Genomic DNA, 14,166 nt, shown 5'->3' with positions numbered 1-14,166 from the left:
CCCCCCCCCCCCCCCCCCCCCCCTGTGGGGGGGGGGGGGGGGGCGGCCGGCCCCCCCCCCCCCCCCCCCCCCCCCCCACAACTCAACGTCTAGAACCGGACGAGGACGGCGGTGGCGTCGTCGTGGCGCTTGCCGCGCGCGACCGTCTCCGACTCCTCGGCGGCCCTGGTCCGGCGGACGAGCTCGCGCGGGCCCTCGTCGTCCAGCACGCGCAGCAGGCCGTCCCAGTCGAGCCGGCCGAACAGCTCGACCAGCCGGGACGCGCCGTCGCTCAGCACCGCCGCCCGCCGCAGCCCCGCGACCGGCACCTCCCCGGTCAGCCCCTCGTACGCCGCCTCCGGCTTCGTGCTCGCCACCCAGAACCCGCCCGGGCTGTTGCGCGACTTCCGGACGGCCTCCAGGGTGTAGCTCGGCAGCCGGTCGACCCGGTCGTCGCGGATCACCCGGATCTCCCCGACGTCCAGCACGATCGGCGAGTCCGCCAGCACGAACCACTCCACCGCGTCGCCGCGCCGCCGCAGCAGCGACACCGTCGCGGACGGGCTGTCCGGGTTCTCCAGGTCGCACGTGCCGGTGTGCGCCTCCCCCGTCACCTTGATCGCCTCGGCGACGAGGTCCGGCAGCGGCTTGCCGTCCTCCAGCGCCATCCGCGCCGCGATCTGCCCGCCGAGCCTCCGCACCAGCCACGCCGGGTCGTGCGCGCAGCCGCTGTCCACCCCCGGCGGCGCCGTCGCCCCGTCCAGCAGCACGACCCACCCCGGCCCCGCCGCGACGAAGTCCTCGTTGGGCCGGCCCGGCGTCGCCTCGCTCACATAACTCACCTGCACGAAGCCAGATCTACCCGCTCCGCCCCCACCTGTCCGAAACGTCCACGAAACCCTTACCCTCCGTGCCGTGAACTGTGCCCTGAGCAGGCATCACTCCTCGATGTCGACGCCGAACCCGCGTGCCAGCTCCGCGAGCCCGAACTCGTTCCCCTGGCCGACCACCCGCAGCCGCCACACGCCGCCGCGCCGGTAGAGCTCAGCGAGCAGCATCGTCCGCTCGCTGGTCCCCGCGTCGAGCGTCGCCTGGACGAACGCGCTCTCCGCGTCGTCCGGGCCCACCACCAGCTCGACGGCGCCCAGCTCCCCGAACGTCGCGTCGCCGTCGATCGCGGCGGCGACGGTGACGGTCCGGACGGCCTCCGGCAGCGCCGCGAGGTCCACGACGACCTGCTGCTCGGCCGGTCCGTCCGCGACGAGCCGCACCGCCCCGTCCGGTGTCTCGGCCGCGTTGTAGAAGACGAAGTCCTCGTCTCCGGACACCTGGCCGTCCTCGTCCAGCGCGAACGCCACCACGTCCACCTCGCAGGACGGGTGCCGCACCCACGACGCCTCGACCGTCCACCGGCCGCCCCGCGGCAGGTCGACGGCGCCGCCGCGCGGCAGGACCCGCGTCCCCTCGCGCACCGGCCCGCGCTCGGGCGCCTCCAGCCAGCGCTCCTCGTGCACCGGAAGCTCCAGCTTCACGACCCGCTCCATACGGCGGTCGTCCCGGTCGAGGGCGACCACGTCGGTGACGGTCGCCGACAGGTTGATCGCCGCCGCGCCTCCGAGTTCCACGACGCGTCCCCGCGCCCTGGACGCCTTCGGATGGGTCCCGCCGAGCACGAGCACCCGCCGCCCGTCCAACGGCCGCGCACCCTCCGTTTTCGGAGCCGGAGCCGTGGCCACCGACTGCTTTTCACCGTGCGGCGTACCGGGGCGCACGTCGTCGAGCATTCGCAGGAATGTGCGCTCGTCGATGACGGGCACACCGTTCTCACGCGCCTTTCGGGCTTTGGCCGTCCCGGAACCGCGGTCATTGGTCACGAGCACGCTGGTGAACCTGCTCACCGACGACATGACGTTCAGCCCCGCGGCCACGGCCCGCGCGACGAGCTCCTCCCTCGCCACACCGGTCTCCCCGGTGATCGCGACCTTCATCCCCTGGACGAGCGGCGCCCCGTCCCCGAGACGTCCCGGACACCGGAACGCGCAGCGGACCTTCGGCGCCGACGGCCGGAACACCCCGGTCTGCTTGGGCGGACACGCCACCAGCGGCAGCCGCACCCCCAGCCGCGCCGCCTCGTCGAGCGACCCCCGCAGCACCCCGGCGAGCGCCCGGACGTCCTCCCTCGCGTCATGCGCTCTTCCCATCCGCACGCCGTAATGCGCGGCCAGGGTGGCGAGCTTCAGGTCGGGCGTCGCCGGAGCCAGCCGCCGGTTCAGCGCGAGCGTGCACAGCCTCGACTCGACCGGAAGACCCTCGCCCGCCCGCCTGAACTCCTGGGCCAGGAATCCGTAATCGAATGGCGCGTTATGGGCCACGAGAACCCGGCCGTCGAGCATTTCCGCGACGCGCCCGGCGACGTCTCCGAACTTAGGCGACCCTTTCAGCCGATCGGCCGTCAGCCCATGTATGTGAACCGGCCCCGGATCGCATCCCGGATCGAGCAGGGTGGAGAATTCCTCACCCGGCCTCCCGTCCTTTCCGACCGTCGCTACGGCAATGGAGAGCACCCTGTGCTGGACGGCCCTGAACCCGGACGTCTCCACGTCCACCAGGGCCCACTCGTGGGAAAACGCGACCATGCCGAAACGCTAGGCACTTCCGGCCACCGTTCCGTCCCTCTGCCCACAACCGGTCACCGAACCCGGGGAAAACCCGGACCCGAAAGCGACAATTCAGGACGCCCTCCAGCAAAGCCGCGCCAGCGGACGCAACCACACCCGCACGAGCTTCCGCACCGACCGCCGCGAGCCGCCGGACACCCGGTCCGACGCGGGCGTCATACGGCCTGGCCGTGCGCAGCCCAGTTCCGCCTGCAACCTTCGCGCGAGATCCGCGGCCACCCGCGCCTCGACGAGCCGCCCAGGCAACAGCGCCCACAGCGACCCGGTGTACTCGCCATGCCAGATGCACACGCCGGGAAAGGCGGACCGCAACCGCCGCAGGGCCGTCTCGATGTCGAGATCGACCTCCAGCCGATTTCCGAACTCGTGCCCGGGCACGCAAGACGCGCCGCGATACCGGCTGTTCGGTACGTACGAGACCACGGTGATACCTCCACTCACCACGTGGACGGGAACATGCGGTGCCTCAGGACGGCGTCGACCCGCACGGCCGCCGCCTCCGCGTCACCGCAGAGAGCGAGGAAGCGGCCGTCCTCGAAGTAGCCCCACGCGCCGCCGGACGTAACGCGCACACCGACCGCCACCCGCACATGCCTGTGCTCCCGTCCGAACGCGAACACCCACAGCAGCAGCGGCCGGCCCGGCAGTTCCTCGGCGCGGTAGAGCTTGACGAACCGGTAGCCCTTCGCGAGCACGGCGACGGCGAGCAGATCGAGATGCCGTGCCGCTGTGGCGCGATGCCTGGTGCGCCACCGCAGGACGCACGGCGTCACGGCGCGTAGGCCACCCATACGACCTTCCCCTCCTCGACGAGCGGCCGGACGCCCCAGTCCTGCACGAGCTGCGCCAGCATCAGCAGCCCCCGCCCGCTGGTCGCCTCGTAGTTCTCCGGACGGACTTCGGGCGTCCCCGCCCCTTGGTCCCAGACCTCGATCCGCACGAGCCCGTCCCGCACGTCCGGCAGGACGCGGACGACGATGTGCCCGAACCCCACGTGCTTGTAGCTGTTGGTGACCAGTTCGGTAACCACGACCCGGCCCACGTAGGTCTCCGCGATCCCCAGCTCCCGGAACCGCTCCACGAGGAAGCGACGCGCATGGCCCGGCGCCTGATCGGTCGGCGCGAGCACGAGAGCCGGTGACTCCGGCGTGGATGCTGCTGCCATCGGTGTACGCCCTCTCGAACGTCAGCGACCCCGGACGGCCCAACATCCGCAAACCGGAAGTACCCACCCGAAATCACTCTCTGTCATCGAACGAACACCATGAGGCCACAGAAGGTCGTACGATGACAGGCGACTTCAGCAACACTCTCAATCGGGTTGCTTTTACTAGCTTCCCGATTGCTCCCCCCCACAAGGAAGATCATCATGGCCTCCACCATCGAAAACAGGATGCGCACCCCGGAGCTCCAGTCGTTCGGCACCGAGGTTCGAAGGTTGCGCGAAGCCGCGGGACTCAAGCAGGCCGAACTCGGCGCCCTGGTGAACGTCACCCGCGCGTACATCGGCCACGTCGAACTCGGCAAGACCCGATGCCGCCTCGACTTCGCCACGCGCCTGGACAATGCCCTTCATGCGAACGGAGATATCATCCGGGCGTGGCACGAGTTGCTGGAAAAAATGAAGTCCATCAAGTACGCCGCGTACTTCGTCAACTTTCCAAAGGCCGAGTCCACGGCCAACCTCATCCGCGTCTACGAGACGCACATCGTCAATGGTCTATTTCAGACCGAAGCATATGCAAAAGTCATCCTGCCGGATCCGGACGAATTCAGCACGCGAATCAATCGGCAGAAGCATGTCATGGACGAGCCCTCTCCCAAGATATTTGTAGTGCTAGAGGAGAGCGTCCTACACAGACAGGTAGGCACAGTAGAGGTCATGCGCGAGCAGCTCAAATATCTGCTCGAGCTGTCCGAATACCCGAGTGTGCACCTTCAGATACTTCCTACTATCTACGTGGAAGAGGCGCGCGCCGCCTTCGCCATTGCAACGCAGTCGGACCGCACCGACGCGGCGTACATCGTCACGGCCACGAAAGGGATGACCAGCGTAGATCCCGAAGAGCTTGCCAACCTTGGTGAAGCCTTCGCTAGTCTGCAGGCAGAGGCGCTCAACGTGAGGGACACCCGAGCGCTGATCAGAAAGGTGATCGACGAACGATGGACCTGAGCAAGGCAGCATGGCGCAAGGCATCGCGGAGCACGGCACAGGCCGACAACTGCGTAGAGGTCGCCGGTGTTCCGAACGTCGTCGCGCTCCGTGACAGCAAGGACCCCAACGGCCCCAAGATCATCGTAAGCCGCAGCGACTTCCGACACCTGGCCGAGACCCTCAAAAACATCTAGCCTGCGCTTACAAGCTTCTCCGGCGAAGACGAGGTGTTGAGGTTGAGCAACATCGTCTGGCGCAAGGCGTCGCGGAGCACGGCCGAGAACGACAACTGCGTCGAGGTGGCGGACGGGGCGGGTGTCGTGGCCGTTCGGGACAGCAAAGACCCGGACGGCCCGATGCTCATCCTGAACCGCAACGAGTTCCGGCACCTGGCTGAGACCCTCAAAGGCATCTAGTCTGCGCTTACAAGCTTCTCCCACAGGGACGAGGTGTTGAGGGCGAGCAGCATCGTCTGGCGCAAGTCCTCGCGAAGCACGGCCCAGGCCGACAACTGCATCGAGGTCGCATCAATGCCGAGGTCAGAACTGGCCTGGCGCAAGACGCGGCGGAGCAACGAGTCAGGCGATAACTGCGTCGAGGTCGCGGACGGGACGGGCGTCGTGGCCGTTCGGGACAGCAAGGACCCGGACGGCCCGATGCTCGTCCTGAACCGCGACGAGTTCCGGCACCTCGCCGAAACCCTCAAGAACGTTTAGTTCGCACGTCCAGGCTTCTTGTGCACCAGGTGCCTTCACGAGCCCGTGGTGCTCGCTGCCTAACGCCCTCTGCCTGCGGCGCGGTTCGGGGAAGGGGGCAGTTCGATGGCAGCACGGAACACTGGTGTGGCCGCCCTGCTCGGCACCGGGCTGCCGAGCCCGGCGCTCCGTGATGAGCGGACGTGCCAAAACCCTCCTGCCCAGCACTGTGCAAGCTGTAGCGCGGGCGCGCGCTCCAACCGACGAGCCACCGAAGGACATGGGAGATACAGATACGGCAGCCGACCAGTCGCACCATGACGTCCGAACGCCGCCATCGCGCGGCTGGCGGCGGACAACGTTGGGGGTCCCGCTGCTTGTGGCACTCGCGTGCGTGCTTTTCGGCGTGTTCATTCCGTTGTCGAATGGCCACACGCACCACGAGTCGCACGCGTGCCGTTGGATTCCGCTGCCGTGGACCATCTGGGCCATCAGTTACGGCGGGCTCTTCGCGGCACTCGGGTCCGTCGCGCTGTGCGTTGCCCTGCGGCGGTTCGCGCGGGCACACGGCTGGGACCCGGACGCCGCGTGGCAGGGCGGTCTGGCCGGCGGGTTCGCGATCCTGGGCGGGTTCGCCGTGCTGATCTTCGCCGGTGTCGTGGTCCTCACGCATGTCGAGTCGGCCGAGATAACCGCCAAGCAAGGCCAGCCGATGTGCGAGGGGCTCGGGCTCCCGATGCGTCAGGGTGTGGGCGTGGGGGCGTAGGAGTGCACGCGCTGGAGGTACTCAAGCGCGTGGTCCGTGGCCGGGTCGTGGTTGAGCTTGTCGCGGTAGAAGTGCAGCCGGTCCTCGCAGTCGTCGATGATCTCGCTCCACGTGCGCGCCCAGATCCGGACACCGCCGTCCCATTCGGCGATGCAGCCGGGAGGGCGGTTCGGTGAGGTGGCGTCGCGGCGGACGACGTCGTCCATCGACGTCGAGATGACCCAGAAGTCCCAGCGGACCCTGGCATCGGTGAACTGCGGATCGCTCACCACGGCCTGCGCGTAGCTTTTGATCTGGCCGACCTCGGTCTGGCCGATCTTGACGCTGGGGGCCTTCAACTCGACGACGAGATGTTCCCGGCCCGCCGAGCCGCGCAGTGCACGGCCCAGCATCAGGTCGACGATGCCGACCCGGCCGTCCTCCCGGCGGACCGGACCGAGCTGCCGCGGCACCGGACTCCGTCCCAGCTCCTGCAGATGGCGGAGCAGGACGTTGTCGAGGCTGCGGTCGCTGACCATCAGCGCGTAAGCGTCACCGAACACCCACGTTTCCCGTTCAAGGATTTTGTGGAGTTCGCTTCGCTCCCTGACCGTCTCGCTGGTCTCGGGATCGAAGACCATCTTCTTAAGCGCGGCGATGAAGTCCAGCCGTGAGGTGACCTCCGTGGTCGCTCTGATGATGTCTGACAGGCTCGTGCGTTGGAGCAGCCGGCGCAATTCGTCCTGCTCCGACTGCGGGAGCCGGAACAGCTCATCGAGCACCGGGTAGAGACCGCTCGGGTCATGCGCGATGATCTCGCGTAGCAGGCGCAGTGTGGTGCGCCGTCCCTGGGCGGCCTTCGGCAATCTGCGCGCCACCGTCGTGGCGACCTCGTCGAAGAGCTGGCGCTCGACCGCCTCCGAGGGCTCCGAGGGCTCCCGGTGGTACGGGTAGACGTCTTCGTTCTTCCATTCCTCTATCAGCCGCGCGCGCCGTTCACGGTCCCGCTCTCGGAAATGGCGCCTGAGCCGGTCACGTGCTGCATCGGTGAGCCCGACGAGCTCCTCGTCCATCTCTGCCAGCTTCAGCGTGTCGCGCCGATCACTGAAGCCGTCCCAGAGCAGGTAGGCGGTGAAGTGGTAGCCGGGGGCCTGGATCGCGGCAGGCCGTTCGGCGAGCACCACGCCACGCAGGTCGCACAGGGCCAGGACGCGTCCGACGTCATGGGGCCACTCGATCACCCGGAGCACCGGATCGGGGGTCAGCCGTTCGCCGGTCGCCGGAGCGGCCACCTGGTACTCGGCCGTATGCGCCCAGACCGTCGACGGGTCGAGAATTTCGCCCATGTAGGTGATGGTCACGTCCGGGTTGGCGGCCAGGAACGGGGCGAAGACGGACGTCAGCTGGTCGCGCGTTCCGGACTCGGTCAGCCGGCCGACGAAGTCGGCGGGCACCGACGCCTCCATCCGCGTCCCGACCGGTACGTCGTTCCCGACCGGTTCGGCGTCGGAGACGGTGAAGTCCGCAGGAGAGTCGATCGACCCGCTGATGGCAGTGCGTTCCGGTTGCCCGGCGGCATTGACCGCCGTGGTCACCCAGCGGACCTGCTCGCCCAACGCGAAGGCCCGCAACCGGCCTTGGCCGCTGTGTCCGTGCAGCCCGCGCTTGAGGTTCGGCGAGACCTTCGCTGTGCTCTTCCAGGAGCCGCCGAGCCCACCGAAGAAGGTCGCGCAGGATGCGTTGGGCATGCCGTGCCCGTCATCGGAGATGCTGAGGTACTCGACGCCGCCGAGCTCGTTGACGTCCACCTCGACCACGATCGAGAAGGCTTCGGCGTCCAGGGCGTTCCAGATCATTTCGGTCACGGCGCCCAACGGGTCCTTCAGCCTGGCGAGCCGCAGCAGATGATCAGGCCGTGCCTCGATGTGCACCTTGCGCATCCAGCCACTATCGCAGACATCGCCCCTGCTCCCGGCCGCGTTGGACGACATCGGCCCGCGGGGTCAGGCGTGCTGTTGCAGGCCCTCGATGAGGAGGGTCAGCAGCCTGGGGGTGTCCGGCGGCCGTTGCTCGGCGGCCACGGCGATGCCGTTGGTGACGCACAGCAGCTCGGTGACCGTGAGGTCGGGACGGATGGCACCGGCGTCCTGGGCGCGGCTGAGCAGCTTGGCGGCGGCGTCGCGCATCCCTGGCAGGACGCGGATCCCCTGGCAGGACGCGGACAGTTCCGTCTCTGTTCGGCATCGGCGCCGGGCCGTCCCGTAAGCGCCGCGCGGATCCTCGGCACCGAGCTCCCATTCGTCCAAGACTCGGGCGGGCCGCCGTGCTTATCGTCCGGGCATGACGACGAGATCGGACCAGCGGCGTCCCGTGCACTGGGCGCCCGCTGAGGGGCGCCGCTACGAGATGGGGCGCATCAACGCGGTGTTCAAGGCGGACGGGCCGGAGACGGCCGACCGCTACTCCATCTCGGAGTGGTGGCTCGAACCGCACACGACGGGCCCGGGCGCGCACAGCCACCCGGAGGACGACGCCTTCTACGTCCTCGAAGGCACGATGACCTTCTTCATCGGCGGCCGATGGATCGACGCGCCGAAGGGGTCGTTCGTGGTGGCTCCCGGCGGCACGCCCCACGACTTCCAGAACCGCAGCGACGAGCGGGCAGGGGCACTGAACATCTCGGTGCCCGGCGACTTCGAGCCGCGGATGCCGGGCATCGTGGAGTGGTTCCTCCAGAACCCGCCCGGCGACCCGGCGGACGCCTGAGGGCTCGCGCCGCGTCCACGGCTTCCCGGCCGCGTCCGGGCGCCCGCCCCGGCGGTCAGGACTTGCCGTCGAAGGCGTCCTGCAGCGCCTGGACGTCCAGCTTCTTCATGGCGAACATCGCCTTGGTCGCCCGGGCCGCCGCCTCCTGGTCCGGCGAGGTGATCATCTCGTGCAGCGCCCGGGAGTCGATCTGCCAGGAAAGCCCGTACTTGTCCTTCAGCCACCCGCAGGGGCCCTCCTCACCACCGCCCGCGGTGAGCTTGTCCCACAGCTCGTCGATCTCCTCCTGCGAGTCGCAGGTGACGTGGACGGACACCGCCTCGTCGAAGTGGAACTGCGGGCCGCCGTTGAGGCCGATGAACTGCTGCCCGTCCAGCTCGAACTGCACGATCATGACCGAGCCCGCCTCGCCCGGGCCGACCTCGCCGTACGGCACGACGTTGGTGATCCGCGAGTTCTTGACGAGGGAGGTGTAGAACTTCGCCGCCTCCTCGGCCTGGCCGTCGAACCACAGGCATGTGCTGATCTTCCCCATGTTCACCGCTCCTGACGGTCGCCGTTGGTCACTGTCCAGTCAGACCCTCCCCATTCCCAGAACTCATCGCCGCCCGCCCCATCTGCGGAAAGTTCCCTCACCAGTCCCGCCGGCGCCGGCGGGCAGGACGCCCGCTCGGTGTCAGCGGCGGCGGGCGGCGCGGACCAGGTGGTAGTAGCCGGCCAGGCCGGCGGCGCCGACGGCGGTGAACAGGACGCCGAGGCCGCGCGCCTGCCAGCCGGAGCCGACGGGATGGCGGGTGCTGTCCAGGAAGCTCGCGTAGCCGGGGTCGACGAGGACGACCAGGCCGCCGAACAGGATCGTGGCGGGGAACGTCCAGGCGAGCGCGGCGCAGAAGGCGAGCGCCCAGCCGTTGAGGGCGAGGCCGGCGAGCGCGAGGGGCAGGCCGAGGCCGCTCCACAGCACGTCCGAGCGCCAGTCGCCCTCGACCTGGCCGGTGGTGACGCGGACGAGGCACAGCAGGCCGCACGCGATCAGGACGAAGCCGAACAGGCGCAGCCCGATCGTCGGCCGCTCGTCGTCGCCGGCCCGTCCCGTTCGCCCGCTCATGGGGTGGATCATTCCTTAACGATCACGGGATGGCCTCGAGCTCGAGCTGCTCGGCGACGGGGGCCGGGGCGGGCGGGGGCGGCGGCGGGACGGGCCTGCCGCGGCCCGGCCACCACCAGTTGGCGTGGCCGAGCAGGCTCATCAGCGCGGGGACGAGGACCAGCCGGACGATCGTGGCGTCCACCGCGACCGCCACGGCGAGGCCGAGCGCCATCATCTTGACGGTCGGGTCCGGCTGCGGGACGAACCCGGCGAACACGAAGATCATGATGAGCGCGGCGGAGGTGATCAGCCGGGCGGTGGCGCCGATGCCGATCACCACGCTCTCGTGCGGGTCGCCGGACCGCTCGTACTCCTCCTTGATCCGCGACAGCAGGAACACCTCGTAGTCCATGGACAGCCCGAAGATCAGCGCGAACATGAACAGCGGCACGAACGCCATGATCGGGACGGCCTGGTCGACGCCGAGCAGGCCGACGCCCCAGCCCCACTGGAAGACGGCGGTGACGACGCCGAACGAGGCGCCGATCGACAGCAGGTTCATCAGCGCGGCCTTGACCGGGACGACGATGGACCGGAACGCGATGACCAGCAGTAGCAGCGCGACGCCGACGACGGCGATGACGACGTCCTTCATCCGGGCGCCGACGGTGTCGGCGATGTCGATGATCGCGGGGTTCTCGCCGCCGAGGTAGACCGTCGTGCCGGGATGCGCGTCGCGGACGGCGGGGATCGCGGTGTCGCGGAGCCGGTGGACGAGGTCGGTCGTCGACTGCTCGTGCGGCGCGTCGCGGGGCACGACGGTCAGGATCGCGGTGGTGCCGGTGACGACGGGCTCGCCGACGGAGACCACGCCGGGGACCTCGGAGATCCGCTGCTCGAGCTCCTGCGCGATGAGCGTGGCCTGCTTGTCGGGCTTCTTGCCGAGGTCCGGCGCACCCTTCACGGCCGGCGCGGCGGGCGCGGCCTGCCCGGCGGGCGGGCCGGTGAGGCCGCCGAGCCCCTGGGGTCCCTTCACGACCGGCGCCTTGCGCTTGACGGTCCGCTCCGGGCCGGGCGCCTTCGCGACGACGACGAACGGGCTGTAGTGCCCGGCGCCGAACTCGCGCGCGACGATGTCGTAGGCCTGCCGCGCCTCCATCTTCTTCGACGACATGCTGTCGGCCATCACGCCGAACCGCAGGCTGAGGGTGGGGACGGCGAGGGCGAGCAGGACGAGGGTCGCGACGATCGCGTACGGCCAGGCGTGCCGGTCGACGTGCCGGCCCCAGGCCGTCCAGCGGGCGGACGAGCGGTCGGGCCGCACGCGCGGCAGCCGGTACCGGTCGATGCGGGGGCCGAGGGCGCCGAGCACGGCGGGCAGCAGGGTGAGCGCCGCCACCACCATGATCGCGACGGCGACGGCGGCGGCGAGCCCGATCCGGCCGATGAACGCGATCCCGGACAGGAACAGCCCGCAGATCGCGAAGACGACCGTCCCGCCGGCGAACACCACGGCGTGGCCGGAGTGGGCCATGGCGCGGCCGACGGCGGTCTCGACGTCGTCGCCGCCGGCGAGCTGCTGCCGGTAGCGGGTGACGATGAACAGGGCGTAGTCGATGCCGGCGCCGAGGCCGAGCATCGCGGCGACCATCGGCGCGGTCGGCGCCGCCTGGAACAGCGACGCGCCGAAGTGGATCAGCGAGTAGGCGACGGCGAGCCCGCACAGCGACACGACGATCGGGATGCCGGCGGCGAGGTACGAGCCGAACGCGAGCAGCAGCACGAGCAGGGCGAGGACGATCCCGGTGGCCTCCTGCGGCCCGCTCTTCGGCTGGTTGAGGATCATCGCGGCGATGCCGCCGAACGTGACGTCCAGCCCCGTCATCCGGGCCGGTTCGACGGCCTCGTGGAGGCGGTCGAGGTCGGCGGCGGCGAGCTGGCTCATCGTGCCCTTGAAGTTGAGCTGGACGACGACGGCCTTGTCGTCCTTGAGCCCGCCCATGCCGGGGACGTAGGGGTTCTGCACGAACGCGACCCGGTCCAGCTTGCCGATGTTCTCGATCGACTGGCCGATGGTGAGGGCGACGCGCCAGTCCGCCGGGCTGGCCTGCGGCGTCTGCGCGAACACGACGGTCGCGGTGGGCCCGGTCTGCGCCGGGAAGTCCTGCGCCAGGGTGTCGACGGCCCGCTGGGTCTCGGTGCCGGGCAGGCTGCTCTGCTGGACGAACATGCCGCCGTGCACGACCCCGAGGACGCCGGCGCCGAGCATCAGCGCGAACCAGAGCTCGAAGACGGTGCGCCGCCGGCGCACGCAGAAACGCCCCAGAGCGTCCAAGAATCGGGCCATGCTCGCAGAACAGCACGACTTCGTGCATTTTTGCAATAGATGCAACTTTGCAGTCGTGGTAACGTCCGTCACATGGACGAGCGGACCGGCCTGCGCGAGCGCAAGAAGCGCCGCACCCGGCACGCCATCGCCTCCGCCGCGCTGCGGCTGTTCGCCGAGCGCGGCTACGAGGAGACGACGATCGCCGACATCGCCGCCGCCGCCGACGTCGCGCCCCGCACGTTCTTCGGCTACTTCCCGAGCAAGGAGGACGTCGTCTTCGCCGAGGTCGACGACCGGCTCGGCGAGGTCGCCGAGCGGCTCGCCGCCCGCGAGCCCGGCGAGACGCCCCTGCAGGCGATCCGCCGCTGCGTCGTCGACGTCCTGGAGGCGCTCGTCAGCGAGCACGGCGAGTACGGGGCCGTCCAGATAGCACTGATCCTGGAACGCCCCGGCCTACAGGCGCGCGCGCTGCAGCGCCTTACCGACACCCAGGAGAAGATCGAGGGCCTCCTCCGCGATCTGTGCCCCGGCATCGACGAGATCGACGCCGTCGCCGCGGCGGGCGTCGCCGTCGGCGGGATGCAGTCCGTCGTGGTGCACTGCCGCCGCCACGGCTACGACCCGCTCTCCATGCGGACGGCCCTGGACCGCGCCGTCACCATCGTGGAGAACGGCCTGACCACCGTCGACGCGCTGAACCGCCCCTGGGACGAACCGTCCCCCTAAAGCCCCGGGCACCGGGCGCGGAGGCGCCCGCTCCCGGTGCCCGGCCCGCGTTGATGCGCCGGATGAAGTCCGGGATCACGGCGTCAATCGTTGACGACGACTTGCTGGACGATGATCGTGCCGCTGCCGTAGGCGTTGTAGTAGATCGTGACCTCGTCCAACTCCAGCGAGTACATGTCCGCGACGCCCTCGTAGGGCCTGCAGCCGGGCGGATGAGGTTGCTCCAGCAACAGGAGGATGACGTCGAAGACCAGCTTGCGGAGCACTTCGGGCAGCGCCGCCATCTGCCGGCGGGTCCCCGCTGGGATCATGAGGTGATCAGGCATCGAGCCTGCCTGCCGCCCACTCCTCGGGGGTGGCGTCACGCCAGCGGTCGATGTCGTCGCGGTGGATGACCAGCGTCCCCTCAGGGACGGTGCCCTCGTCCAGAGCCTTGCGGAATTGCTCCGCCTGCCAGCGGAGATGGTCGGTGAACATGACGTCGTACATCGTCTTGGAGACCACGACGACGGCGGCCGAGCCGTGCCGGGTGATCTCCACGGGCTGCCCGCGAGCGGCCGAGGCATGGATTTTGCCCAGCCGGCCTCGAGCCTCCTTCAAAGGTACACTTTCCATGGTGAAAGTGTACTCTTTTTAGGTTCACCAGGGGCCGTAGGGGCCCATGTTGGTGCTGCCGCGACCGCCGCCGCGCTTCTTGAACGGGGCGACGGCCGGCCGGACGTCGGCCAGGTAGACGGCCCCGGCGATGAACGCCGCGACCGGCAGGATGTTCAGCAGCAGCGCGATCGGGTGCACGCCGAGCGCGTAGGGCACGGCCGCGTACGCGCCGCCGACCACCGCCGCGACGATCAGGATGATCATCCAGAGCTTCTTGCTCTGCTTGCTCGCCGCCGCGTACGCGCCCTGCGGCACGGTCAGCGCGTCGATCAGCGCCCAGGCCTCCATCACGAACGCGATGATCAGCAGCAGCCAGAAGAAGTAGTCCAGCACACTGAAGTCCGCCATC

The 14,166-nt window shown here is 69.5% G+C and carries 20 protein-coding genes; 7 read left to right on the top strand and 13 right to left on the bottom strand.

Annotation, left to right across the window (positions count from 1 at the left end):
* Positions 1-89: 89 nt before the first annotated feature.
* From F8568_RS36460 to F8568_RS36445, 5 genes are all read right to left on the bottom strand, one after another.
* Positions 90-812 carry a hypothetical protein gene (locus F8568_RS36460; protein ID WP_328601179.1) on the bottom strand — a complete coding sequence of 241 codons (723 nt, stop codon included), beginning with the start codon at positions 810-812 and terminating at the stop codon, positions 90-92.
* 105 nt (positions 813-917) lie between these two features.
* On the bottom strand, positions 918-2,615 hold the full coding sequence (locus F8568_RS36455) for a TerD family protein (RefSeq protein WP_151598194.1): 1,698 nt from the start codon (positions 2,613-2,615) through the stop codon (positions 918-920).
* A 93-nt stretch (positions 2,616-2,708) separates the two neighbouring features.
* Positions 2,709-3,035 carry a hypothetical protein gene (locus tag F8568_RS47205; protein WP_151598193.1) on the bottom strand — a complete coding sequence of 109 codons (327 nt, stop codon included), beginning with the start codon at positions 3,033-3,035 and terminating at the stop codon, positions 2,709-2,711.
* A gap of 59 nt (positions 3,036-3,094) precedes the next feature.
* Positions 3,095-3,430: a hypothetical protein gene (locus F8568_RS36450; RefSeq protein ID WP_151598192.1), complete on the bottom strand. Its 336-nt coding sequence runs from the start codon at positions 3,428-3,430 to the stop codon at positions 3,095-3,097.
* Positions 3,427-3,822, bottom strand: a complete 396-nt coding sequence (locus F8568_RS36445) for an ATP-binding protein (protein WP_151598191.1) — start codon at positions 3,820-3,822, stop codon at positions 3,427-3,429. Before F8568_RS36445 ends, F8568_RS36450 begins: the two co-directional genes overlap by 4 nt.
* A gap of 204 nt (positions 3,823-4,026) precedes the next feature.
* On the opposite strand from F8568_RS36445, the gene F8568_RS36440 reads away from it, so the two are divergent.
* The 5 genes from F8568_RS36440 (at position 4,027) to F8568_RS36420 (ending at position 6,273) form a co-directional block, all read left to right on the top strand.
* The gene (locus F8568_RS36440) at positions 4,027-4,830 is read left to right on the top strand and encodes a helix-turn-helix domain-containing protein (RefSeq protein WP_151598190.1); all 804 of its coding nucleotides are present in this window, start codon (positions 4,027-4,029) and stop codon (positions 4,828-4,830) included.
* Positions 4,821-5,006, top strand: coding sequence for a DUF397 domain-containing protein (locus tag F8568_RS36435; protein WP_151598189.1), 186 nt, complete (start codon positions 4,821-4,823; stop codon positions 5,004-5,006). Before F8568_RS36440 ends, F8568_RS36435 begins: the two co-directional genes overlap by 10 nt.
* Positions 5,007-5,039: 33 nt before the next feature.
* A complete protein-coding gene (locus tag F8568_RS36430) occupies positions 5,040-5,228 on the top strand; it encodes a DUF397 domain-containing protein (RefSeq protein ID WP_328601178.1) in 189 nt (62 codons plus the stop codon).
* A gap of 36 nt (positions 5,229-5,264) precedes the next feature.
* The gene (locus tag F8568_RS36425) at positions 5,265-5,528 is read left to right on the top strand and encodes a DUF397 domain-containing protein (RefSeq protein WP_202125756.1); all 264 of its coding nucleotides are present in this window, start codon (positions 5,265-5,267) and stop codon (positions 5,526-5,528) included.
* Between the two features lie 373 nt (positions 5,529-5,901).
* A complete protein-coding gene (locus F8568_RS36420; protein ID WP_151598186.1) occupies positions 5,902-6,273 on the top strand; it encodes a hypothetical protein in 372 nt (123 codons plus the stop codon).
* On the opposite strand, the gene F8568_RS36415 is transcribed toward F8568_RS36420, so the two are convergent.
* Together F8568_RS36415 and F8568_RS36410 are read right to left on the bottom strand one after the other, a co-directional pair.
* Positions 6,249-8,192: an ATP-binding protein gene (locus F8568_RS36415; RefSeq protein ID WP_160573893.1), complete on the bottom strand. Its 1,944-nt coding sequence runs from the start codon at positions 8,190-8,192 to the stop codon at positions 6,249-6,251. The genes F8568_RS36420 and F8568_RS36415 overlap by 25 nt on opposite strands.
* Before the next feature lie 63 nt (positions 8,193-8,255).
* On the bottom strand, positions 8,256-8,558 hold the full coding sequence (locus F8568_RS36410; protein WP_151598184.1) for an SbtR family transcriptional regulator: 303 nt from the start codon (positions 8,556-8,558) through the stop codon (positions 8,256-8,258).
* A 34-nt stretch (positions 8,559-8,592) separates the two neighbouring features.
* Between F8568_RS36410 and F8568_RS36405 the strand changes: the two genes are divergently transcribed.
* The gene (locus tag F8568_RS36405) at positions 8,593-9,018 is read left to right on the top strand and encodes a cupin domain-containing protein (protein WP_236009850.1); all 426 of its coding nucleotides are present in this window, start codon (positions 8,593-8,595) and stop codon (positions 9,016-9,018) included.
* A 55-nt stretch (positions 9,019-9,073) separates the two neighbouring features.
* Here the strand turns inward: F8568_RS36405 and F8568_RS36400 are convergent, their stop codons facing one another.
* The 3 genes from F8568_RS36400 to F8568_RS36390 form a co-directional block, all read right to left on the bottom strand.
* Positions 9,074-9,553 carry a VOC family protein gene (locus tag F8568_RS36400; RefSeq protein ID WP_151598183.1) on the bottom strand — a complete coding sequence of 160 codons (480 nt, stop codon included), beginning with the start codon at positions 9,551-9,553 and terminating at the stop codon, positions 9,074-9,076.
* 141 nt (positions 9,554-9,694) lie between these two features.
* Positions 9,695-10,123: a hypothetical protein gene (locus F8568_RS36395; protein WP_151598182.1), complete on the bottom strand. Its 429-nt coding sequence runs from the start codon at positions 10,121-10,123 to the stop codon at positions 9,695-9,697.
* Between the two features lie 22 nt (positions 10,124-10,145).
* Positions 10,146-12,452, bottom strand: coding sequence for an MMPL family transporter (locus tag F8568_RS36390; protein ID WP_151598181.1), 2,307 nt, complete (start codon positions 12,450-12,452; stop codon positions 10,146-10,148).
* A gap of 72 nt (positions 12,453-12,524) precedes the next feature.
* On the opposite strand from F8568_RS36390, the gene F8568_RS36385 reads away from it, so the two are divergent.
* A complete protein-coding gene (locus F8568_RS36385) occupies positions 12,525-13,160 on the top strand; it encodes a TetR family transcriptional regulator (RefSeq protein WP_151598180.1) in 636 nt (211 codons plus the stop codon).
* Between the two features lie 83 nt (positions 13,161-13,243).
* Here F8568_RS36385 and F8568_RS36380 read toward each other — a convergent pair whose 3' ends face one another.
* The 3 genes from F8568_RS36380 to F8568_RS36370 are packed head-to-tail and all read right to left on the bottom strand — an operon-like array spanning position 13,244 to position 14,165.
* Entirely contained in the window at positions 13,244-13,471 is a 228-nt protein-coding gene (locus F8568_RS36380) for a hypothetical protein (RefSeq protein ID WP_151598179.1), read from the bottom strand.
* A 7-nt stretch (positions 13,472-13,478) separates the two neighbouring features.
* Complete coding sequence (locus F8568_RS36375) at positions 13,479-13,775, bottom strand: type II toxin-antitoxin system prevent-host-death family antitoxin (protein ID WP_151598178.1); 297 nt, start codon at positions 13,773-13,775, stop codon at positions 13,479-13,481.
* A 24-nt stretch (positions 13,776-13,799) separates the two neighbouring features.
* Positions 13,800-14,165, bottom strand: a complete 366-nt coding sequence (locus F8568_RS36370) for a DUF2516 family protein (RefSeq protein WP_194737415.1) — start codon at positions 14,163-14,165, stop codon at positions 13,800-13,802.
* Position 14,166 lies beyond the last annotated feature (1 nt).

Source organism: Actinomadura physcomitrii, assembly GCF_008923205.2.
GTDB lineage: Bacteria > Actinomycetota > Actinomycetes > Streptosporangiales > Streptosporangiaceae > Spirillospora > Spirillospora physcomitrii.
The sequence above is the reverse complement of the archived record's forward strand: the minus strand, read 5'-3'. Positions and strand labels throughout refer to the sequence as shown.